This is a genomic window from Micromonospora sp. C97, assembly GCF_018070385.1.
Taxonomy (GTDB): domain Bacteria; phylum Actinomycetota; class Actinomycetes; order Mycobacteriales; family Micromonosporaceae; genus Micromonospora; species Micromonospora parva.
This window is the reverse complement of the sequence record NZ_JAGPXU010000012.1, coordinates 125,475-147,729: the sequence shown is the minus strand read 5'-3', so window position 1 is coordinate 147,729 and position 22,255 is coordinate 125,475. Positions and strand designations below refer to the sequence as shown.

At 72.1% G+C, this 22,255-nt stretch carries 20 protein-coding genes and 1 pseudogene; 7 read left to right on the top strand and 14 right to left on the bottom strand.

The genetic code is table 11. The features are described from left to right. Window positions 1-9: 9 nt before the first annotated feature. From KBX26_RS18250 to KBX26_RS18210, 9 genes are read right to left on the bottom strand one after another with little or no spacing between them, the layout of a single operon-like run. Entirely contained in the window at window positions 10-327 is a 318-nt protein-coding gene (locus KBX26_RS18250; RefSeq protein ID WP_210865953.1) for an antibiotic biosynthesis monooxygenase, read from the bottom strand. Further along, complete coding sequence (locus KBX26_RS18245) at window positions 324-1,571, bottom strand: beta-ketoacyl synthase N-terminal-like domain-containing protein (protein WP_210865952.1); 1,248 nt, start codon at window positions 1,569-1,571, stop codon at window positions 324-326. The genes KBX26_RS18250 and KBX26_RS18245 overlap by 4 nt, the downstream gene beginning before the upstream one ends. Then, the gene (locus tag KBX26_RS18240; protein WP_030332977.1) at window positions 1,568-2,842 is read right to left on the bottom strand and encodes a beta-ketoacyl synthase; all 1,275 of its coding nucleotides are present in this window, start codon (window positions 2,840-2,842) and stop codon (window positions 1,568-1,570) included. The genes KBX26_RS18245 and KBX26_RS18240 overlap by 4 nt, the downstream gene beginning before the upstream one ends. Then, window positions 2,839-3,243: a cupin domain-containing protein gene (locus KBX26_RS18235; protein WP_030332975.1), complete on the bottom strand. Its 405-nt coding sequence runs from the start codon at window positions 3,241-3,243 to the stop codon at window positions 2,839-2,841. Before KBX26_RS18235 ends, KBX26_RS18240 begins: the two co-directional genes overlap by 4 nt. Next, a complete protein-coding gene (locus KBX26_RS18230; protein WP_210862849.1) occupies window positions 3,236-3,988 on the bottom strand; it encodes an SRPBCC family protein in 753 nt (250 codons plus the stop codon). Before KBX26_RS18230 ends, KBX26_RS18235 begins: the two co-directional genes overlap by 8 nt. Then, window positions 3,985-5,415 (bottom strand): acetyl/propionyl/methylcrotonyl-CoA carboxylase subunit alpha, encoded by a 1,431-nt coding sequence (locus KBX26_RS18225; RefSeq protein ID WP_210865951.1) that lies wholly within the window; start codon window positions 5,413-5,415, stop codon window positions 3,985-3,987. Before KBX26_RS18225 ends, KBX26_RS18230 begins: the two co-directional genes overlap by 4 nt. Before the next feature lie 19 nt (window positions 5,416-5,434). Then, complete coding sequence (accB, locus tag KBX26_RS18220; protein WP_210865950.1) at window positions 5,435-5,968, bottom strand: acetyl-CoA carboxylase biotin carboxyl carrier protein; 534 nt, start codon at window positions 5,966-5,968, stop codon at window positions 5,435-5,437. After that, window positions 5,965-7,719: an acetyl-CoA carboxylase carboxyltransferase subunit alpha gene (locus tag KBX26_RS18215; protein WP_210865949.1), complete on the bottom strand. Its 1,755-nt coding sequence runs from the start codon at window positions 7,717-7,719 to the stop codon at window positions 5,965-5,967. Before KBX26_RS18215 ends, accB begins: the two co-directional genes overlap by 4 nt. Next, window positions 7,716-8,054, bottom strand: coding sequence for a TcmI family type II polyketide cyclase (locus tag KBX26_RS18210; protein ID WP_210861690.1), 339 nt, complete (start codon window positions 8,052-8,054; stop codon window positions 7,716-7,718). Before KBX26_RS18210 ends, KBX26_RS18215 begins: the two co-directional genes overlap by 4 nt. A gap of 422 nt (window positions 8,055-8,476) precedes the next feature. Here KBX26_RS18210 and KBX26_RS18205 point away from each other — a divergent pair, with 422 nt between their 5' ends. The 4 genes and pseudogenes from KBX26_RS18205 (at window position 8,477) to KBX26_RS33240 (ending at window position 12,707) form a co-directional block, all read left to right on the top strand. Then, window positions 8,477-9,274: a BTAD domain-containing putative transcriptional regulator gene (locus tag KBX26_RS18205; protein ID WP_210865948.1), complete on the top strand. Its 798-nt coding sequence runs from the start codon at window positions 8,477-8,479 to the stop codon at window positions 9,272-9,274. A gap of 93 nt (window positions 9,275-9,367) precedes the next feature. Further along, window positions 9,368-9,694, top strand: a pseudogene (locus tag KBX26_RS18200) (TcmI family type II polyketide cyclase); the annotation flags it as partial. Window positions 9,695-9,839: 145 nt separating this feature from the next. Continuing rightward, window positions 9,840-11,189: an NAD(P)/FAD-dependent oxidoreductase gene (locus KBX26_RS18195; protein ID WP_210865947.1), complete on the top strand. Its 1,350-nt coding sequence runs from the start codon at window positions 9,840-9,842 to the stop codon at window positions 11,187-11,189. Window positions 11,190-11,483: 294 nt separating this feature from the next. Further along, a complete protein-coding gene (locus tag KBX26_RS33240) occupies window positions 11,484-12,707 on the top strand; it encodes a hypothetical protein (RefSeq protein ID WP_210865946.1) in 1,224 nt (407 codons plus the stop codon). Between the two features lie 346 nt (window positions 12,708-13,053). Here KBX26_RS33240 and KBX26_RS18185 read toward each other — a convergent pair whose 3' ends face one another. The 3 genes from KBX26_RS18185 to KBX26_RS18175 are packed head-to-tail and all read right to left on the bottom strand — an operon-like array spanning window position 13,054 to window position 14,279. Then, a complete protein-coding gene (locus KBX26_RS18185; protein ID WP_210865945.1) occupies window positions 13,054-13,770 on the bottom strand; it encodes an isocitrate lyase/phosphoenolpyruvate mutase family protein in 717 nt (238 codons plus the stop codon). A 36-nt stretch (window positions 13,771-13,806) separates the two neighbouring features. Next, window positions 13,807-13,944 carry an SDR family oxidoreductase gene (locus KBX26_RS18180; protein WP_210862352.1) on the bottom strand — a complete coding sequence of 46 codons (138 nt, stop codon included), beginning with the start codon at window positions 13,942-13,944 and terminating at the stop codon, window positions 13,807-13,809. Window positions 13,945-13,976: 32 nt separating this feature from the next. Beyond that, window positions 13,977-14,279: a GNAT family N-acetyltransferase gene (locus KBX26_RS18175; RefSeq protein ID WP_210865944.1), complete on the bottom strand. Its 303-nt coding sequence runs from the start codon at window positions 14,277-14,279 to the stop codon at window positions 13,977-13,979. 167 nt (window positions 14,280-14,446) lie between these two features. On the opposite strand from KBX26_RS18175, the gene KBX26_RS18170 reads away from it, so the two are divergent. From KBX26_RS18170 to KBX26_RS18160, 3 genes are all read left to right on the top strand, one after another. After that, a complete protein-coding gene (locus KBX26_RS18170) occupies window positions 14,447-15,142 on the top strand; it encodes a thioredoxin family protein (protein ID WP_210865943.1) in 696 nt (231 codons plus the stop codon). Between the two features lie 40 nt (window positions 15,143-15,182). After that, a complete protein-coding gene (locus KBX26_RS18165; RefSeq protein WP_030332951.1) occupies window positions 15,183-15,557 on the top strand; it encodes an MmcQ/YjbR family DNA-binding protein in 375 nt (124 codons plus the stop codon). 157 nt (window positions 15,558-15,714) lie between these two features. Further along, window positions 15,715-18,582 (top strand): glycosyl hydrolase, encoded by a 2,868-nt coding sequence (locus KBX26_RS18160; RefSeq protein WP_210865942.1) that lies wholly within the window; start codon window positions 15,715-15,717, stop codon window positions 18,580-18,582. 92 nt (window positions 18,583-18,674) lie between these two features. Here the strand turns inward: KBX26_RS18160 and KBX26_RS18155 are convergent, their stop codons facing one another. Next, on the bottom strand, window positions 18,675-20,045 hold the full coding sequence (locus tag KBX26_RS18155) for an endo-1,4-beta-xylanase (protein WP_210865941.1): 1,371 nt from the start codon (window positions 20,043-20,045) through the stop codon (window positions 18,675-18,677). Window positions 20,046-20,385: 340 nt separating this feature from the next. Continuing rightward, the gene (locus KBX26_RS18150) at window positions 20,386-22,218 is read right to left on the bottom strand and encodes a family 43 glycosylhydrolase (protein WP_374224310.1); all 1,833 of its coding nucleotides are present in this window, start codon (window positions 22,216-22,218) and stop codon (window positions 20,386-20,388) included. Between the last annotated feature and the right edge of the window lie 37 nt (window positions 22,219-22,255).

The window sequence follows — 22,255 nt, the reverse complement described above, 5'->3', positions numbered from 1 at the left end:
CGCGGACGGTCAGGTTAGGGCTGGGGTTTGGGCGTGGATGTGGAAGCGCAGGGAACGGGCGTCGGTGAAGCACTCCCGCATCGGGCGGACGAGGTCCCGGTGTTCGGGGCTGCGTTCCCAGTTCTCGAAGTCGGCCAGGGTCGCCCACTCACTGGTGATCAACCACTGCTCCGGGTCGGTCGACGAACGGCACACCTGGTCGACCAGGTGCCCCGGCACGCCACCGGCGACCAGGTGCCGCACCTGCTCGTACGCGGCGAGGAACGCCTCGGTGCGCGGCACCGGCACCCGTACCAGGAAGACCACCCGGGCCCGCTGCTCGGTCATGACGACTCTCCCCTCATCGGCGCGGCCCCGCGCAGGACCAGCGCGCTGTTGAATCCGTCGAAGCCCCGCGCGCACACCAGCGCGAGCCGGCTGCGCGGCCGGCGGTGCTCCCGGAGGAAGTCCAGCTCGCAGCCCTCGGCCACCTCGTCCGGGCCGGCCGACGCGGGCAGCGTGTCGTGGGCGAAGGCGAGCAGCGCGGTGGCCACGTCCAACGCCGAACCGCCCTGGTACGCCCGACCGGTCAGCGGTTTCTGGGTGGTCACCGGCGGCGGCCGGTCGGCGAACACGGCCCGCAGGGCCTCGGCCTCGCTGCGGTCGTAGCGGGGCACCCCGAGCGCGTCGGGCAGCACCACGTCGATGCCGGCCGCGGCGACACCCGCCCGGTCGAGGGCCAGGCGCATGGCGCGCGCGTACTGGGCCGGGTTGCCGGCACTGTCGGCGGTGGTGTGCGCGGCGTCGTGGGTGGACCCCCACCCGCTCACCTCGCCGTAGACCCGGGCACCCCGGGCCAGGGCGTGCCCCAGCTCCTCCACCACGAACACCGCTCCGCCCTCGGCCGGCAAATAGCCGCTGGCCGTGGCGTCGAACGGCCGGTACGCCCGCTCCGGGTCCGCGACGTCGCTGAGCAGCCCCGAACGCAGCTGGCAGGCCAGCGCGTACGGGCTCAACGGGCACTCGGTGGCCCCGGCGATCACCACCGGGGTGCCCCGGCGTACCGCACGGGCGGCGTGCGCCAGGCTGTCCAGCCCACCGGCCGACTCGGCGACCAGCACCCCGCTCGGGCCCTTGAACTGGTGGTGGATGGAGAGCTGCCCGACGCTGGCCGCGTAGAACCAGGCGATCGACTGGTACGCCCCGACCGTGCGTGACGTGCCGCCCCACAGGCGCTGCAGCTCCCGCTGACCGAACAGGTTGCCGCCGGACGAGCTGGCCAGGGTCACCGCGTAGCCGTACGGGTCGGGTGCCCGCTCGGGCAGGCCCGCGTCGGCCAACGCCAGCCGGGTGGCGGCGAACCCGAGGTGGGTCCACCTGTCGGTCTGCACCAGCTGCCGGCTGTCGGCGTACGAGTCGGCGGTGAACCCGGGCACCTCCCCACCGAAGCGGGTCGGGTAGCCGGACGGGTCGAACAGGGTGATCGGCCCGGTCCGGCGGGTGCCGGCGAGCACCGTACGCCAGTGCGCGTCCGCGCCGATGCCGCTGGGCGCGACCACCCCGATGCCGGTCACCACCGCCCGGGACGTCACGCCGCCACCGCGCCGACCATCCGACGGAACACCATCGCCGACTGGAAACCGCCGAACCCGCTGCCCACCGAAAGGGCCACGTCCACCGGGACCTCCCGGGCCTCGTTGGGCACGTAGTCCAGGTCGCACTCCGGGTCCCGGGTGCTCCAGTTCGCCGTCGGGGGCACCACACCGAACTCGATGGCGAGGGCGCACGCGGCCATCTCGATCGACCCGATCGCGCCGAGCGAGTGCCCGACCATCGACTTGATCGAGCTGATCGGCACCCGGTACGCGGCCTGGCCCAGCGCCCGCTTGAACGCGGCCGTCTCGTGCCGGTCGTTCTGCCGGGTGCCCGAGCCGTGCGCGCTGATGTAGGAGACCTGCTCGGGCAGGATCCGACCCTGCCGCAGCGCGTCGGTGACGGCGAGGCCCATCTCCAACCCGTCCGGGCGCAGCCCGGTCATGTGGAAGCCGTTGCTGCGGCTGGCGTAGCCGGCCACCTCGCAGTAGATGTGCGCCCCCCGCCGCCGGGCGTGCCCGGCCTCCTCCAGCACCAGCACCGCCCCACCCTCTGCCAGCACGAACCCGTGCCGGTCGGCGTCGAACGGGCGCGAGGCGTGCGCCGGGTCGTCGTTGTCCGGACTGGTCGCCTTGATCGCGTCGAACGAGGCGACGGTGACCGGCGAGATCGGCGAGTCGGACGCGCCGGCCAGCATCACGTCCGCCTCACCGTCCACGATCATCTGATGGGCGTACCCGATGGCGTCGATGCCGGAGGTGCAACCGGTGGACACCACCTGCGCCGGGCCGTGCCACCCGTGCCGGCAGGCCACGTCCGCCGCAAGGCTGCTGGGCACCAACGCCTGATAGAGGTACGGGCCGCCGCGCGCCCCGTCCACCAGCCAGCGCCGGCCGTGCTCGCTCACTGTGACGTACTCCTGCTCCAACGCCATCGTGCCGCCCACCGCGGTGCCCAGCACCACCCCGGCCCGGTCGCGTTCCGCGTCGGTGAGCACCAGTTGGGCGTCGGCCACCGCCTCGGCGGAGCAGGCCAGCGCGAACTGCACGTACCGGTCGGCCCGGCGTCGCTCGGTCTCGCTGAGCCCCGCCGCTACCGGGTCGAAGTCGCACTCCGCCGCGATCTGCGACCGGAACGCCGACGGGTCGAAGAAGCTGATCCGCCGGGTGGCGGTCCGCCCCTCGGTGATGGTCTTCCAGAAGCGGTCCCGGCTGGCGCCGCCCGGGGCGACCACCCCGATCCCGGTCACCACCGTGCGGCGCCCAGTCATGATCCGCCCCGCTGTTCGACCAGTTCGGTGTCGACGTGGCCCAGCTCGGGGCGGGGGGCGAGCGGGCCCAGGTGGAAGACCACCTCGGCCGGTTCGACGCCGGTGTTGCGCAGCCGGTGCCGCACATTGACCGGAACGAACAGCCCTTCACCGGCGGCCAGCAACGTCGGTTGGTCGTCCAGGTCCACCGTGATCGCGCCGCGCACCAGGTAGAGGAACTCCTCGCTGTACGGGTGGTAGTGCTCGGCGATCCGCTCCCCCGGCGCGAGGGTGGCCACCCCGAGGAAGCCCGAGGTGCTGCCGACGGTGCGGGGGCCGAGCAGCACCCGCAGCTCACCGCCGCGCCGACGGTCGGCGGGGACGTCCCGGGCGGCGATCGGGCGGGTGCTCAGGTCACTCATCGTCGGCCTCCGTCGACCCGTCGCCCACCGAAACGCCCTGGTCGGCGCGCTGCCGGGCGATCCGCTCCACCCGGTCCTTGATCACCGCGAGTTGGATCACGCTGTTGGTGTTGATCCGTTCGGTCATCGCGGCGTTGTCGACCGGCGCGGTGGGCTTCATCGCGAAGTCCTGCGTCCAGGTCATCCGGGTGCCACCGGCCTCCTCGGTGTAGCGCCAGTGGATGCGCATGTACTCGAACGGCCCGGTCTCAACCCGGTGCGCCCGGACCTGCCTGCTCACCGGGTCGGCGGTGCGTTCACTGACCCAGCTCCAGGTCGTCCCGTTCTCGTCGGGGTACATGGTGAGCCGGAACCGCACCGTGTGACCCTCACGGTGCAGGATGTCCACCACGGCGTACTCGGTGAACAGCTCGGTCCAGTTCGCCACGTCGTTGGTGACCTCCCAGACCAGCCCGAGGGGCGCGTCGATGACCACGCTGTTCTCGGTGTGCCCGGGCGGGTCGGTGCGGCGGGCGACCAGGTCGGCGACCGCCGGGATGCTCAACTGCCCGGCCTGCTCGGGGATGCTCACCTGCCAGCGGTCGGCGACCACGGCGGACAACTCCAGCAGGGCGAGTGAGTCCATGCCCAACTCCTCCAGAGACGCCGCGGGCGCCCGGGCCGCGGCGTCGGCGTCCAGCCCGCAGTGCGCCACCAGGATGTCGGTGATCTCGGCGGTCATCGGGCGACCATGGGTGACGGTCATCGGGTCCTCCTGTGTGTTGCGTCGGGATCTGCGGCGGGCGCGGTGCGCGGTGCGGGGGTGGCCGTCGGCTGGCCTGTCGGCTTGGCGAGCAGACGGTCGACCAGGCCGGTGGTGTAGCGGCCCTTGCGGAATGCGGCGTCGTCGAGCACCCGCCGGACGAACGGGATGGTGGTGTGCACGCCCGGGCCGGCGACATCGAACTCGTCCAGGGCACGTTCCAGCCGGTTGAGGGCCAACTCCCGGTCGGGCGCCCAGACGATCACCTTGGCCAGCAGGGAGTCGTACCAGGGGCCGACCAGGTAGCCGGCGCTGGCGTGGGTGTCCACCCTGGTGAACGGGCCGCCGGGTGGCGTGAACCGCTCCAACCGCCCGGGGGTGGGGGCGAAGTCGCGTCCGGGGTCCTCGGTGTTGACCCGGCACTCCACCGCGACGCCGTGCAGGCGGATCTCCTCCTGACGCCAGCGCAGCGGCACCCCGGCGGCGATGTGCAGTTGCTCGTGCACCAGGTCGATTCCGGTGACCATCTCGGTGACCGGATGTTCCACCTGGATCCGGCAGTTGATCTCCAGGAAGTGGAACTTCTCCTCGGTGTCAACAAGGAACTCCAGGGTGCCGGCGCCGACGAAGCCGACCTGGAGCGCACCCCGCAGTGCGGTCTCGGCGATGGTGTCGAGGACGGCGGCGGGCAGCGCCGGGGCGGGCGCCTCCTCGACCAGTTTCTGGTGACGCCGTTGCACCGAGCAGTCCCGGGTGCCCAGGTGCACGCCGTTGCCGTGGGCGTCGCAGAGCACCTGCACCTCGACGTGGCGCGCCTCGGTGAGGTACCGCTCGACATACACCCGGTCGTCGCCGAAGGCGGCCTGCGCGGCGGCCCTCGTGCGGGCGTACGCCCGGCGCAGCTCACCCGGGGTGCGCACCACTGTCATCCCGCGGCCCCCGCCACCGGCGGCGGCCTTCACGATCACCGGGTAGCCGACGGCCTCGGCCACCTCGGCCGCCGCGGCGGCGGTCGGCACCGGCGCGACGCTGCCCGGCGACAGCGGCAGACCGGCGCGGCTCATCAGGGCCCGGGCCGAGGACTTGTCGGCCAGCGCGGTCATCACCGCCGGCGGCGGTCCGATGAACGTCAGCCCGTTGTCGGCGCAGATCTCGGCGAAGTCGGCGTCCTCGGAGAGGAACCCGTAGCCGGGGTGCACCGCCTGCGCGCCCACCTGCCGGGCCGCCTCCACGATGGCGGCGGCGTTGAGGTAGCTGCGCCGACTCGACGCGGGTCCGATGCGGACGGCCTGGTCGGCGAGGCGGACCGCCGGCGAGTCGACGTCGGCCGCGGAGTAGACCACCGCCGTTCGCACGCCGAGTTCCTTGCAGGCGCGCAGCACCCGCAGCGCGATCTCGCCCCGGTTGGCGATCAGCACGGTCTCGAACATGGTCAACCACCCCGCGTCGTCATGCCGGGTCCAGTTCGACGAGCGGCTGGTCGTACTCGACCGGCTGGCCGTCCTCGACGAGGATCGCTGCCACCCGGCCGGCCCGGTCGGCGGTCACCTCGTTCATCAACTTCATCGCCTCGACGATGGCGACCGGCTGACCGGGCCGGACCAGATCGCCGACCGCGACGAACGGCCGCGCGCCGGGCTCCGGCGACCGGTAGAAGGTGCCGACGATCGGGGCCCGCACCGCGGCGCGTCCCGGCACCGGCGGCCGGATCACCGCGGGCGGGGCGCCGGGCCCCGGCACGGGCGTCGGTGCCGCCGCCTGGGCCGGTACCGCGGGCACCTGCGCACGGGGCACGTCTTCGGGATGCCACTCGACCTCCAGCACCGCCGGCCCGCTGCGCAGCCGGATCCGGCGCACCGGCCCGGCCAGCTCGGCGATCAGGTGCTGCGCCTGCCGGCGCAGCCCGGCCAGCGCCTCCTCGCCGTCCGCCCCGACGTCGTCGGACGCCTCGACAGTCGACACCGCCGGCTCCCTGGCGCTCATCGCCGAACCGCCCGGGCACCGGTGCGGTACGCGCCGAACCGCCGGAAGCGTTGCCGGCGCAGGCGGACCAGCATGGCGGGGGGCACGTCCAGCAACGGCAGGAGGTTGGCCAGCAGGGCGGCGCGCAACCGGTGGGCGGTCTCCGCCGGGTCGTCGTGAGCGGCGGTCGGCGGCTCCGACACGACCTCGTCGACCACCCCGAGCCGGCACAGGTCGGGTGCGGTCAGTCGCAACGCGCGGGCGGCCTGCGGCGCCGCGGACCGGTCCGGCCAGAGGATCGCCGCACACCCCTCGGGGCTGATCACCGAGTAGACGGCGTTCTCCAGCATCAGGACCCGGTCGGCCACCGCCAGTGCCAGCGCGCCGCCACTGCCGCCCTCCCCGGTGATCACCGCGAGCACGGGGGTGGGCAGCACGGTGAGGGTGAGGATGTTCTCGGCGATGGCGGCGGCCTGGCCCTGCTCCTCGGCGCTCACCCCGGGGTCGGCCCCGGGGGTGTCCACCAGGGTGACCACCGGCAGACCGAGCCGGGCCGCGAGGCGCATCAGCCGCAGCGCCTTGCGGTGCCCGGCCGGGCTGGCCATGCCGAAGTTGCGGGCGACCAGCTCGGCGGTGGTGTGCCCCTTCTGGTGGCCGATGACCATCACGTGCCGACCGGCCAGCCGCGCCACCCCACCCACGATGGCCGGGCAGTCCGCGCCGAGCCGATCGCCGTGCAGCTCCACGAACCCGTCGAAGACGGAGTCCAGGTAATCGAGTGTGGTGGGTCGTCCGGGGTGCCGGGCCATCCGGACGGTGTCCCACGCGTCGCGTACCGCCGGGGGGTCGGCGGGGGTCGGGGTGGCGACGGGCGGGCCCGCCGGCCGCGGGTGGGCCGCGCCGTCGTCGGCGAGGCGCTCGTGGCGCGACGCCAGCTCCTGCCGGGGTACGGGCGTGCGCGCCGGACGCCCGGCGCGGGTCGCGGCGAGCAGCGCCACCAGCCGTCCGCGCAGCGACCGGCGCTGCACCACCATGTCGACCTGCCCGTGTCGCAGCAGGAAGTCGGCCGTCTGGAAGCCCTCCGGCAGGGCCCGCCCGGTGGTCTGGCGGATCACCCGGGGGCCGGCGAAGCCCATCCGCGCGCCGCTCTCGGCGAGCACCAGATCGGTGTTGGTGGCGAACGAGGCGGCCACCCCGCCGTAGGTCGGGTCGGTGAGGACGCTCACGGTGAGCAGCCCCGCCTCGCGCAGCGCGGCGATGGCCTGGCTGACGGAGGCCATCTGCATCAACGACAGCGCACCCTCCTGCATCCGCGCCCCACCGGAGGCGGTGACCAGGACGAGTGGGATGCGATCGTCCAGCGCCCGTTCGGCCGCCCGGGTGATCAGCTCGCCCACCGCGCACCCCAGGCTGCCGCCGAGGAAGCGGAAGTCCATCACCGCCAGGGCCACCGGGTGCCCACCGATGGTGGCCGTGGCACAGACGACCCCCTCGGCCAGGCCGGTGCTGGCCCGGGCGCCGGTGAGCCGGTGCCGGTACGGCAGCACGTCGACGAAGTCGATGGGGTCGGCCTCCGGCAGCTGGTCGGGCAGCGGGCGCAGCGAGCCCGGGTCGACCAGTTGGCGCAGGCGTTCCGGCGCGCCGAGTCGGGCGTGCTCCCCGCACTCGGGGCAGACGTCGAGGTTGCGCCGCAGCCGTTTGCGGTAGAGCAGGCTGGCGCAGCCGGCGCATCGGGACCAGAGCTGCTCGTCGCGCGGCGCGGTGGCCGTCACGACCGCCGCCCGGTGTCCGGGGCGTCGAACCGGTAGAAGCACCGGGCCATCGCGTCGCGCGGTGAGCGCCACGTCGGCAGGTACGGCGACACGTACGGACGCAACCGGTCACTGACCCTGATGAACTCGGGGTGGCCACGGGCGGCCTCCACCGCACCCTCCGTCGGCTGCGCGGTCTCGAGCAGGTGCACATAGAGGTCGTGCAGTCGGTACAGCGAGCGGTGCCGGACGCCGACCAGGTGCGGCAGTTCCGTACTGTCCGACTCGGCGAAGATCTCGGCGACCCGCTCCTCGGCGGTCGGATCGACCTTCGCGATGATCAGCGATCGGTCCATGCTGGGCCTCCCCCCACAGCGTCCGGCCGGCGACGGGTGGCCCCGGACGCGCTGGACGACTGCCGACACGATGCGCCGATCCTCGTCACGGCGGCGTCACCGCGCCGGGCCGGCCATCGACGCATGACGGTGACGCTGCGTTGACGCAACCTGTGCATCAGCTATGTGTCCGCCACGCGTAGCCCGCCAATGTTTGTGCAGTTCAGAACCGATCTCGGGTTGACTGTCGCGAATAGAACGACCACTGCGACGTTGACCCACCGTGACCATCATTGATAATCTTCAGCTTGGTCAGCCCGGCGACTCGGCGGGCGGGGCCGCGCCCGGCCGCGCCGTGATCGGCGGGTCGACAGTGGCGTCGCGGGCAACCGATCCGGGACACAGCAGACAGTCGGGACGAGCGTTCCGCAGGGGGTGCCGCCGTGGCCGCTGATCCGTCCGTGCCGACCGCCGGAGACCCGCCCGAGGAGGGCGTGTCCCTGCACCTGCTCGGAGGCTTCCGACTCCTCCGCGAGGCGGTGCCGGTCGTGGTGCCGCGCGGGCTGCAACGGGTGATAGCGCTGATCGGGCTCCGCCCCGGTGCCACCCGCAGTCAGCTCGCCGGCCTGCTCTGGCCGGACGCGTCGGAGGAACGGGCGCTGTCCTCGCTGCGCACCGCCCTGTGGCGGCTCCGACAGGACCCGTGCTGCCCGATGACAGTGGCCGGCGACACCGTCCGCCTCGGCCCGGCGGTCCGGCTCGACGTGGACGACCTGGTCGGCACCGCGGCCCGGGTCCGCGACGGCGACGACCCCCGCACCGCGGCCGGGGCGCTCGCCGCCGGGCGGCACGACCTGCTCCCCGGCTGGTACGACGACTGGGTGCTGCTGGACCGGGAGCGCCTGCGCCAACTCCGCCTGCACATGCTGGAACAGGTGGCCGGGTACCACCTGGCCGCGGGACGCCATGGTGAGGCCCTCGAAGCCGCGCTGGAGGCGATGGCCGCCGAGCCGCTACGGGAGACGCCCCACCGGCTGGTGGTGCGCATCCACCTGGCCGAGGGCAACGCGTTCGAAGCCGTGCACGCCTTCTACGTCTACCGGGACCTGCTGCGCCGGGAACTGCGGCTGGAACCGAGCCCGGCCATGAGCGCCCTGCTCGACGACACCCTCGCCCCGATCCGCCAGGCCAGCCGCGCCGCCGTCACCGACCGTCCGTCACCAGCCGGTCGGCGGACGTGACGGTGACGTGACAGGCGCTGCGGCACGGTGGGCGCACAGAGCACGTGGCACCGACCCGGGAGGGTCGGGCAGGCCACCGGCGGAAGGGGTCCCATGAGTCGTCTACTGATCGTCAGTCGGATCATCCCGGGAGCGGAGGGGCGGGTCGCGCAGATCTTCGCCGAATCCGACGCCACCGAACTCCCCAGCCTGACCGGTGTCACGCACCGATCCCTGTACTGCCTGCACGACCTGTGCGTACACCTGCTGGAGACCTCGGACGACGTTGACCCGGACGCGCTCGCGGCGGCCCGCAACCACCCGCTCTTCCAGCAGGTCAACGAACGACTCTCCGCGCACACGTCGCCGTACCTGCCGACCTGGCGCTCGCCCCGGGACGCGATCGCGAGCTGCTTCTACCGCTGGGACGCCACCGACGCGCCAACGGCGCGCCCAGCCAACACCGACGCGCCAACGGCGCGCCCAGCCAACACCGACGCGCCAATGGCGCGCCCAGCCAGCACCGCCGCACCGACGGCGCGCCCAGCCAGCACCGAGGCACCCGCCGCGCACCCGGCCGGCTGACATGTCCGCCGCGCCGCCGCATGTCCTGATCATCGGCGCGGGCACGGGCGGGTTGTGCCTGGCGCACGGCCTGCGCCGCGCCGGGATCACTGTCGCCGTCTACGAACGACACCGCGACCGCGCCGAGGGGCTGCTCGGCTACCGGGTCGGCATCGGCCCCACCGGTAGCCGGGCGCTGCGGGAGTGTCTGCCCCCGGAGCTGTTCGCCACCTTCCTGGCCACCTGCGCCCGTCCGCCGCACTACTTCAACGTGGTCACCCAGGGGCTGCGCCAGACCGCGTCGTTCGCGCTGCGGCCGAGCGACGACCCGGTGCGCACCGAACACTCGGTGGCCCGGATGGTGCTGCGCCAGGTGCTGCTGACCGGCCTGGAGGACGTGGTGCACTTCGACAAGACCTTCACCCGGTACGAGCAGCGCGACGACGGCACTGTCACCGCACACTTCGCCGACGGCAGCACCGCCACCGGCGACCTGCTGGTGGCGGCCGACGGCACCCATTCCGCCGTACGCCGCCAGTACCTGCCGCACGCCGTCACCCGCGACGCCGGGACGATCAACATCGCCACCCGGGTTCCGCTGACCCCGCACACCCGCAGTCTCATTCCGGAGCGGGTCCAGCAGGGCATCTCGCTGATCTTCGGAGTCGGCGGGATGATGGGCGTGCTGCACGTCATGGAGTTCAAGTGGGACGCCGAACGGGCGATCAAGCCCGGCGTCAGCGAGGCCGACGCCGCCCTGCTGCGCACCTGGCCCGGCCTGGCCCACGACACCACCACCGACAACATCAATCTGATCATCTGGAGCGCGGCCAACCGGTTCCCGGCCGACGTCATGCAACGCCGCGGCCAGGAGTTGGTGCAGGTCGCCCTGGACCTCACCGCGAACTGGCACCCGCACCTGCGGGAACTGCTCACCCACGCGGACCCGGCCAGCGCCCTGCCCATCAAAGTGTCCACGTCCGAGCCGGTGCCGCCCTGGAAGAGCAGCACCGTCACCATGCTCGGTGACGCCATCCACACCATGACCCCTGGTCGCGGTGTGGGCGCGAACACCGCGCTGCGCGACGCCCGGCTGCTCTGCGAGCAGCTCAGCCGCGCCACCGCCGGCGACAAGACCCTGGTCCAGGCGGTCGCCGACTACGAGGCGGTGATGGCGCCGTACGGCTTCGCGCGGGTCGCCGAATCGTTGAACCGCAGCGGCACCAACGGCGACGACCGGATGTACCGGCCGGTGGTGGGCCGGCTCGCGCTGCTCGGCGCGCGCGGCTACTTCGGAGTGACCAGCCGGGTGCCACGGCTGCGGCGCCGGTTCGTCGACGACTTCCACACCTACGAGGGCGACCGGGACTGAACCCGGTTCTGCCCGACCCGGGCTCGGCCTCCCCGCCGGGCCCGGGTCTCGTCGTGTCCGGCGCGCACCACCCGACCGACCGATGGGTGGCCCGCCGCACGCCCGCCCCGGTCTCATCGGCTGCGGTTCCGGTGCGATCGGGCGACTCTGTGTCACCCGGCAGGCACCGGCTGAGGTGGCTGGCCCACCCGCGACGCTGACGACCGATCCTGTCTGTCGTCGGCAATACGCGTGTGCGAAGCTGCGGCGAGTTTTTCTCGTGACTTTTCCAACGAGCTGAGAGGGAGGTTCGCCGTGGCGTGGTCTTTCGGACACTCGCTGATAGTGGTACTGGCACTGTTGCTGGGCCTGGCCGCCGGTTGGCTGCTGCGCGGCCGGCGGGGCGTACCGGGCAATTCGATTGTGGATGGTGACCCCGTCGCCGGCCTGGCCGTGATCTCCACGCCCACGCCGGCTGCCACCACCGACGAGGCGGTGCCGGCGGCCGCCGTCGACCCGGCACCCACCGCCGTCGCCGACGAGCCGGTACCGGTCGACACGGTCAGCGCGCCGGCAGCGACGACCGAACCGGACGGTCCCACCCCGGTGCCCGTGCCGGCGGACGCCCCGAGCGGCGTCGACCCGGCGGACATGGCGCTGACCGAGGACCCGCCGTCCGTACCTGCCGCCGAGCAGCCCGACGCCGCTGAGCCGCGACCGGAGCCGGCCGTGCAAGCGGCCGCCGAGCCGGTCAGCGCCGACGAGCAGCCGGCCCCGGCGGCAGTGGTCGCTCCGCGCCAGCCCGCGGACGACCTCCCGTCCGCCGACTCGCCGCTCGACGCGACCCGGACCGATGGTGCGCCGGCAGCCGCGCCAGCCGACGACGCGCCGATCGACTCGACGCCGAACGATGTGACGCCGGCCGACGACGCACCGGTTGCGGCCACCCCGGCCGACGACACGCCGGTTGCGGCCACCCCGGCCGACGCCGCACCGGTTGCGGCCGACCCGGCCGACGATGAGGCGACCAAGGCCACGGCGGTCGACCCGACGTCCGCAGCGGTGCCGGCCGACCCTTCGGTTGCTGAGCCGACGCACGCCGACTCCCTGCACGCCGAGCCGACGCACGCCGAGTCGGTGAGCGCGGGCTCCGTGGCCGGGCCGGCGGATGCCAGTGAGGAACCCGAGCGGTCGGCGGTGGCGACGCCTCCGGTCCGGCCGACCACCGCGGCGGCCCCGCCGGTCCGGCCGTCCTCCGACACGGCGGTCAGCAGCGTCGACGCCGACCCGACGGGCCCGGCCGACGACTTCCGCCGGATCCAGGGGATCGGGCCGAAGATGGCGGCGGCGTTGCAGGACGCTGGCGTGCGCACGTACGGCCAGCTCGGCGAGTTGGACGAGCCGGCGCTGCGCGACCTGATCCGGGCCGCCGGCCTGCGCGCCGCACCTGGTCTGGCCACCTGGCCGCAGCAGGCCCGGGTGCTCGCCGGAGCCGTCGACGAGATGGCCGCCGTGCTGCCGAACGGCAACCAGGCCTGATCGTCTGCATTCGAGCCCCCGGCAGCCGTCCACCAGGACGGCGCGCCGGGGGCTCGGCCGTAGCTGCCGAACCACCCTCCGACGCCGGCCGCACCGGTGATCGACTCGGCATCGTGGGAACCGCGCCAACCGCCCGACCCCGGCAACCGACGTCGCCCACCCCAAGATCGTGCTCGATCCTGGATGTAGGGGTGTCGGGCGCGGGCGGATGCGACTACATCCAGGATGTTGCGTGATCTTGCGAACGGCAGCGGCCGCGTGAACGGCCGCGCGTGAGGAGTCGCGCAGCCGCGCCGGAGCGGTGGCGGGCTGGGCCGGACCGGCGGAGCGCGGGTGGCGTCGAGCCTCAGGCCCGCAGCTCGGCGGCGAGGTCGCCGATCGACGCCATCGCGTACCGCTGCATCGCCGGGCCGAAGGTGATGCGGGTCGCGCCCTGCCGGCCCAGCTCGGCCACCGACTCCCGGTCCGGGCCGGCGACCATGTTGATCGGGCCGGAGATGCCCTCCCGCAGCTGCGGGAGCAGCTGCGGCGGGGCCAGGATCGGGTAGACGCAGTCGGCTCCGGCCGCCACGTAGAGGCGGGCGCGTTCCATCGCCTCGACGGGGTCACCCGTCCCGACCAGGAACGTGTCGACGCGCGCGTTGATGAAGAGCTCCTCCCCCGCCTCCGCCCGCACCTCGGCCAGCCAGTCCGCGTGCCGCCGCGGATCCTTCAGGGTGCCGTGCCCGTCCGAGTCCTCCAGGTTGCAGCCGACGGCACCGGCCTCCACCAGTCGCCCGACCAACTCACGAGGGGCCAGGCCGTAACCACCCTCGACGTCGGCGGACACGGGGACGGAGACGGCGCGGACGATGCGCGCGACCGCCGCGAACATCTCGTCCGGCGGGGTCGCGCCGTCCTCGTAGCCGAGCGACGCGGCGACACCCGCGCTCGGGGTCGCGAGCGCCGGGTAACCGGCGTCGGCGAGTACCCGGGCACTGGCCGCGTCCCAGGGGCCTGGCAGGACGAGCGGGTCACCGGCGGCACGGTCGTGGTGCAGGGCACGGAAGGTGGCGGTGGTCATCGTTCGGTCTCCCGGCGGGGCTGCGAAGGGGCGGGCTCAGGCGGTGTATCCGCCGTTGGAGTCAAGCACGGCGCCGGTGATGTACGAGGCCGCGGGGCTGGCCAGGAACGCGATGGCCTCGGCGGGACCGCTGACCCGTTGGATCGCGAGGCTGGACACCAGGCCCGTGAGCATCTCCGGGTCCGGCGGCACGCGCTGCGCGCGTTCTATTTGATCTTGCGGGTGGTGCGGACCACGATGTCCTCGTACCCCGGGTGCTTGACCAGCCAGTCGGCGAGGAACGGACAGATCGGCACAACGGTCCGGCCCTTGCTCCGCGCGTCGTCCAGCACCGCCCGCGCCAGCGTCGACCCGACGCCCCTGCCCTCGTACGCCGGATCGACCTCGGTGTGGGTGTAGGCGATGATCGAGCCGGTCAGCTGGTAGGTGACGAACCCGGCGACCGCGCCCGCCTCGTCGCGCGCCTCGAAACGCTCCCGCGTCGGCGCGTCTGTCACGGTGAACTGCACAGTGCCATCCAACCACCCGCGCCGACGGCCCCCGCCGCGAGGCCGGCAGCGAAGGGCGACGTCACGCGCATCGTCGCGCCCGAAACGGGGACACGACGCCCGCCGGGAGCACCCCGAAACGGGGACACGACGCCCGCCGGGAGCACCGTGGGAGGAGACACGCCACCATGACGAACGCGTCGACGGACGGCGGCTTCGCCGTCGTCGAGATGTTCACGTCCCAGGGCTGCAACAGTTGCCCTCCGGCCGAGGAGTTGCTGAGCGAGATCGAACGCGACGCCCGGGCGCACGGACAGAACGTCTTCGCCCTCGGGTTCCACGTCGACTACTGGGACAACCTGGGGTGGCCCGACCAGTTCGCGGACCCGGCGTACACCGCGCGTCAGGAGGCGTACGCCCGGGCGTTCGGCACCAGGGGTCTCTACACCCCGCAGATGGTCGTCAACGGCAGCGTCGAGTTCGTCGGTTCGGACCGCCGCCGGGCGGCCAGCACGATCATGTCCGCCATGTCCTCGAGGGCCACCACCGCGCTGACGCTCTCCGTCGCCGGCTTCGGCGGCGACCGGGTGCTGGTGGACTACCGCACCGACCAGCCGCCGGCGGGCGCGGTGTTGAACGTGGCGGTGGTGCAGCGGGGCCTGGACAGCGACATCGCCCGGGGCGAGAACGCCGGGCGGACGCTGCGGCAGGACAACGTCGTCCGCGCCTTCAGGTCGGTGGTCCTGGACGCCGAGCGGGGGCAGGTCGAGCTGGCGACACCGCCCGATCTCGATCCGCGCGACGCCAGCGCGGTCGGCTATGTCCAGGAGAGCGGCGAACGGGCCATCGTCGGGGCGACGGCCGTCGCGCTGCCCACCGAGTAATCTCGGCACGTGCGGATGGTGGGCGGTGCGAGGGGGTCCGGTGGCTGACGCTGACGACGTACGCCGGGTGGCGCTGGCCCTGCCGCACACTGTGGAGATCGCCAGCGACGGTTTCGACTTCCGGGTGGCCGACAAGGGCTTCGTCTGGTCCTATCCGGAGCGCAGACCGGGCAAGCCGCGGGTGATCCGGCTCGACATCGCGGTGCTGTTCGTCGGTGACGAGGCCGAGAAGCAGGCGCTCCTGCTCGGGGAGCCCGAGGTCTTCTTCACCACGCCCGGCTACGACGGTCTACCCCTGGTGTTGCTGCGTCTGGCGGCGGTCGACGTCGACCGGTTGACCGAGTTGGTGACGGACGCGTGGCGGATGCGCGTGCCGGACGCGTTACTGGGCGACACCGCGGGCGCCGGCAAATAGCGACATCAGCACGCAACGCGTTCGACACATTGACGTGGATCTCAATGCTCCACTACCGTGACCGAGAGAGCGCTCTCTCACCCGACCTTCCCCCCAAATCAGACGCAACGCGCTGGACCCGGCGAGGGCCGCAACCGGCGCGCGCGATGGAGGCACGATGAAACCTCCCGTTCCCCACCGCCGGTGGGCCCTGGCCGCCGCCACCGCGCTGGCCCTGGCCGTCGGCGGCCTCGCCATCCCGGTGACCGACGCGGCCGAAGCCGCCCCCGTCGGCGCCGGCAGCTACACCACCACCCCGGTCGGCCCGCTCCCCAGCGGCTGCGGGGCGATGTCCAGCAACCCCCGGCAGTTCGCCACCGCCAACGCGCCGTCCGGGCCGATACCCACCAACGACTGGTGGTCCTCGCTGCTGTGGAAGCGCACCGACTGTTCCTTCAGCGAGCCGCTGCACGCCCACCCGATCTCGTACGACACCTTCGGCGACGGGCTCGGCTTCTCCGCCAACTCCACGCCCGCGATCAGCGGCACCGCCACCGGCGTCGGCGAGTTCCACTACCCGTACGTGCAGGACATCAGGGTCGGTGTGGCCGGGCTCGCCGCGCCACTGGTCAAGGTCGACGGCTGGACGGACTGGACGGTCAGCCCGCACTGGAGCGACGGCACGCGCACCATGCGCGCGACCATCGGCCACGGCCTGCCCTTCGCCTACTTCCAGACCACCGGCGGAAACGCGCAGATCAGCACGGCCGGCACCCCCGACGTCTGGTCCAACAGCGGCGCCACCATCGGCTTCCGGGTCAACGGCCACGACTACGTCGGGTTCGCCCCCAGCGGCGCCAGCTGGACAGTGGCGTCCGGCCGGATCTCATCCACGCTGGCCGGTCGCGGTTACTTCTCGGTCGCCCTCCTGCCGCCGACGTCGAGCACCACCGAGCGCGCCAGCCTGGCCGCCACCTACGGCCAGTACGCGCACGCCCACGTCACCGGCACCCAGGTGTCGTACGCGTACAACCCGGCGACCAGCGGCCTGACCACCACGTACGCGTTCACCACGACCGCCCGGGAGGGCACCGCCACGCAGACCGTGGTCAGCCTCTACCCGCACCAGTGGAAGTCGCTGAGCGGCTCCACCGCGATCACACCGACCTATCCGTCGGCGCGTGGCCGGATGAAGGTGCTCACCGGCGTCAACCAGTTCCGCACCGCCATGAAGTTCCAGGGCATCCTGCCGGAGTTGCCGGCCGTCGGTGACGGCAGCGGCGCCGACCTGTCGACGCTCACCGGGCACCTGGCTGCCACCCGCGCCAACCCGATGGACCAACGCGGCAACGACACCTACTGGACCGGCAAGGGGCTGGGCCGCGCCGCGCGGATCGCCGAGATCGCCGACCAGGTCAACGACATCACGACGCGCGACAGCGCGCTGAACGCGATCCGCAGCACGCTCACCGACTGGTTCACCGCGTCCAGCGGCAAGACCAGCCGGGTCTTCTACTACGACAACAACTGGGGCACCCTGATCGGGTACCCGGCGTCGTACGGCTCCGACCAGGAGCTCAACGACCATCACTTCCACTACGGCTACTACATCGCCGCCGCCGCGACCCTGGCGAAGTTCGACCCGGCCTGGGCGGCCACCAGCCGCTACGGCGGCATGGTCGACCTGCTGATCCGGGACGCCAACAACTACCGCCGCGACGACACCCAGTTCCCGTACCTGCGGGACTTCGACATCTACGCCGGTCACGACTGGGCGTCCGGGCACGGCTCCTTCGGCTCCGGCAACAACCAGGAGTCCTCGTCGGAGGGGATGAACTTCGCCAGCGCCCTGATCCAGTGGGGGCAGACGACCGGCAACACCGCCGTCCGGGACGCCGGCGTCTTCCTCTACACCACGCAGGCCGCGGCCATCCAGGAGTACTGGTTCGACGTCAGCGACCAGAACTTCCCCAGCGCGTTCGGTCACTCGACGGTCGGCATGGTCTGGGGCGACGGCGGCGCGTACGCCACCTGGTTCAGCGCCGAGCCGGAGATGATCCAGGGCATCAACCTGCTCCCGGTCACCGGCGGCCACCTCTACCTGGGCAACAACCCGGCGTACGTGCGGACCAACTACGCCGAACTGGTCCGCAACAACGGCGGACAACCGACGGTGTGGCAGGACATCCTCTGGCAGTTCCAGGCCCTCGGCGACCCCGACGCGGCGCTGGCGAACCTGCGCGCGAACCCGGGCTACACCCCGGAGGAGGGCGAGAGCCGGGCACACACCTTCCACTGGATCCGCAACCTCGCGGCCCTGGGCAATGTCGACACCACCGTGACCGGCAACCACCCGCTGTCGGCGGTCTTCTCCCGCAACGGGGCCCGCACCTACGTGGCGTCGAACCCGACGGCGACACCGATCACTGTGACGTTCTCCAACGGCACCGCCCTCACCGTGGGAGCCGGCAAGACGGCAACCACCGGGGCGTACACCTGGAGTGGTGGCAACGCGGCCGGTGGCGTCCCCCCGACGACGCCGACGGACCCCCCGCCGACGACCACGCCGCCGCCGACCCCGGGCAACCCGACGCGGTACCTGTTGCCGGGTGGTGGGTTGGCCGCCGCCGGTAGCGCGGCCACCACGACGGTCGCGGCGGCGAACGGGAACCACGACGGTACGCCCACCAACGCCCAGGTCTTCACGGCGACCGGTCTCAACCTGGCCTACACCGGCGGGCAGACGGCGTTCGACCTGTTCGTGGACGCCGGGACGGCGGTCGGCAACGGGGTACAGGTGCGGATCTCCTACGACCTCACCGGCAACGGCAGCTGGGAGCGGGTGGAGACGTCACGCTACTTCGCCACCGACCCGGTTCCCGGCTACGAGCACTACACCCAGAACGCCGGCCTCTCCTCGGCCACCGGCACGTTGGGCACGCTGAGCAACGGCACGGTCCGGGTGGAGGTGTGGTCGGCGATCGGCAACAACCCGAGCACCGTGGGCATCGGCAACCAGTCGGTGCTGCGGCTTCCGTACTCCTGATCGATCTGTTCGTCCGGACACGACGTCGGCCGGTGCGCAGGACCAGGATCGGTCCCGCACACCGGCCGACGCGTGCGGTCAGTCAGTCAGTCTCAGGACGCGGTGCAGGTGGGCGTCATGCCGGCCCCACTGCCGTTGCCCTGGAAACCGAACTCGGTGACCTGGCCCGCGCCGAGCCGACCGTTGTAGTCCACGTTGGCGAACCGCACCGTGCCGGTGGAGCCACTGGCCGTCGCGCTCCAGGTGTTGGTGACACTCGCACCACTGGGAAGCGTGAGGCTGACGTTCCAGCCGCTCGTCCCGGCGGAGCCGGCGGTGACCTTCACGGTGGCCACGAATCCACCGGTCCACGTGTTCAGCGACACCGATGCCGAGCATCCCCCGGTCCCCGGCGGCGGGGTGGTGGGCGGCGGGTCGGTGGGCGGCGGGGTCGTGGGCGGCGGGGTCGTCGGGATGCCGGTCCCGGCGTTGAGGGCGTTCAGGACGTTGGTGTACGCGGCCTTCTTGTTGCCGTTGCAGTCGAACAGCAGGGCGTTGTCCGAGCCACGCCACGAGTCACAGTCGCGCACACCCCACACCGTGATGCCGGTGCAGCGGGAGACGTTCATGCAGGCGCGGGTGACCGCACCGAAGATGTTCGCCTGGTTGCCGCCGGTCATCACGTCCAGCTCGGTGATCTGCACGTCCACACCGAGGTCGGCGAAACGCTGCAGGTTGGCCTGGTAGTCACCGGCCAGCGAGGTGCCCAGGTGCGACTGGAACCCCACACAGTCGATCGGCACACCACGGGACTTGAAGTCCCGCACCATGTTGTAGATCCCCGTCGACTTCGCGTTGATCCCGTCGGTGTTGTAGTCGTTGTAACACAACTTCGCACCCGGATCCGCCGCCCGCGCCGCCCGGAACGCCGCCTCGATCCAGTCATTGCCCGTACGCTGCAGGTTCGAGTCACGCCGCCCACCCGAACCACCGTCAGCGAACGCCTCGTTCACCACGTCCCAGGCGTAGATCTTGCCGCGGAAGTGCGTCGCCACCTGGGTCACGTGGTTGATCATCGCGCTGCGCAACGCGCTGCCCGACATACCCTGCGCCCAGCCCGGCTCCTGCTGGTGCCACAGCAACGCGTGACCCCGAACGCTCATGCCGTTGGCCTGGGCGTGACTGACCAGGCGATCACCACCGGTGTAGCTGAACCGACCCTGCTGCGGCTCGGTGGCATCCCACTTCATCTCGTTCTCGGCCACGACACTGTTGAACTCACGGTTCAGGATCGTCGTGTAGACACTGGTGGACAGCTTGCCCGTCGCGACAGCGGCCCCGAAGTAGCGACCCTTCTCCGCCGCCGAGGCCCCCAGGGTCGTGCCGGCGCTGGCCGTGGAGGTCAGTGCCACCGTCATCCCGGCGGCGAGAACGCCGGTGACTGCGATGGTCACCGCCGCTCGCAGGGCTCTTTTGTGATTCATCCGGATTCCTTCTCTGTGGTGGTGCGGTGATGGAAGCGCAGCGCCCGAATCTGCTCATGCGACATCGGAGACGACAGCAACGGTCGCCGTCGCGGAAGCAGTGCGGGGAATCCTGAACCGACGTCCGGCATGCCCTGGGCGGACGTCGCGTTCCGAGGGGCCACAGCAGGTTCGCCCGGTGAACCACAGGTGCGGCCGCCCTCAACCATCGACTGTGAGCGATAACATGCCGTTCGTCAAGTCGTAACGGGCCGGGCCGAGGCCGGGTCACCGCGGTCGGGCCGGCGGGGCGCGTCGGCGTGCTGCCGGAGCCGCAGGAGGACGGCTCCGGCAGCGCCCGTCACTGGAACGAGGCGTCGTCGACGAGGAAGCTGTCGGTGCCCTGCGCCGTCTCCACGTAGAAGGTGGCATTGGACAGCGTGCCGCTCCACGACACGGTGGTGGTGCCCGTGAGCAGCGTCCAGCCGTTGACGGTCACCCCCACCGCGGGGGTCAACTGGAGATAGCTCGTCGTGCCGCCGGCGGTCAGCGACAGGGTCGCCTTCGCCGACGGGGTGCCGCTCTGTGCGCGTACCCAGACGTTGGTGGTGTAGCTCTTGCCGTTGGTGAGCCGGGCGGTCACGTCCTGACCGGGACCGTTCCACGCGCCGGTGCGGCCGGTGATCGACAACGACCCGCCGCCGCCGTGCGCGACGGTGGTGTTCCGGGCGAGCGTTCCGCTGCCGTGCACACCCCAGCCCGTGGTGCCGTTCTCCACGTCGCCGTTGGTGAGCAGGTTGGCGCTACCCGCGGTGCCGCTGAACTGCCACCAGTTGATGTTGAAGAGGTTGCCGCTGCCGCCGGCGAGGCGGAGGTAGAGGTCGTGGGTGCCGGTGGCGCCGCTGACCGCGCAGGTGGTGGTGGTCCAGGTTTGCCAGCCGCCGGTGCCGCCGACGGTGCAGGTGCCCACGGTCGGGCCGGTGGCGCTGTCGAGGCGTACCTCGATCCGGCCGCCGCTGGTGGCCGAGGCGACCCGGGCGCTGAACGCTGTCGCGCCGGCGCCGAACGCGACGCCTTTGACCTTGATGTAGTCGCCGTTCTCGATCCAGCCGACGTTCATCCCGCCCTCGCTGGACGCCTCCGTCTCGATCCCCGCACCCCAGGCGATCGTCTCGGCCTCCTGGCGCACGTACGGGTTCAACGTGCCGATCTGCGGCGCGCCGGTGGTGGTCATGTTGATCGTCGGGAACGTGCCGTTGCTGTTGTAGGTGAACTTCTCCACCGCGACCGACCGGGTGTAACCGCCACCGCCGGGTAGGGCCCCGTTGTGATAGAAGAAGTACGACCCGCCCTGGAAATCGATAACCCCGGCGTGGTTGGTGAAACTCGCCCCCTGCCTCGGCATGATCGTTCCCCGGTACGTCCACGGCCCGGTCGGCCCGGTCGCCGTCGAGTACGCGAGGAACTCCGAGCAGCACTCCGCGGCGAACACGTTGTAGTACAGGCCGTTGCGCTTGAACACCCACGGCCCCTCCTCGTACAACGTCGGCCGACTCGCGTTGCCGGTACGGGTACCGAACCCCGCCGTCGTCAACGGAATCCGGGTGGCGCTGCCGGAGAACGAGATCATGTCCGGGTTCAACCTCACGTACCACAATCCCGGGTTTCCCCAGTACAGGTACGCCTGCCCGTCGTCGTCGATGAACGCGTGCGGGTCGATCTCGTTGTTGCCGACCAGGGGTCGGCCGAGCGCGTCACGGAACGGCCCGGTCGGGCTGTCCGCCACCGCCACCCCGATGACCATCTGCCCGTTCGAGCGCTGGCGCACCGGCACGTACCAGTAGAACTTCCCGTTACGCGCGATGACCTGCCCGGCCCACGCGTTGGCATCCGCCCACGCGAACGTCGCCAAACTCATCGGCGAGCCGTGATCGGTCCAGTTCACCATGTCCGCCGACGAGAACACCCGCCACTCCCGCATGGTGAAGTACGTCGAGCCGTCCTCGTCGTGGCCGGTGTAGAGGTACACCCGACCGTCGTGCACCATCGGCGCCGGGTCAGCGGTGTAGATGTGCTGGACGATGGGATTGTCGGCAGTGGCCGTGCCCGGGGTCAGGGCGAGGACGCAGGCCATGCTCGCCAGCCAGGCGATGGCGCGCCTGCCCCGGGTGGTGGTTCGATCTTGCACCTTCACGATTACTCCCACAGAGAGTGTGCCGTGCGCGATGTCC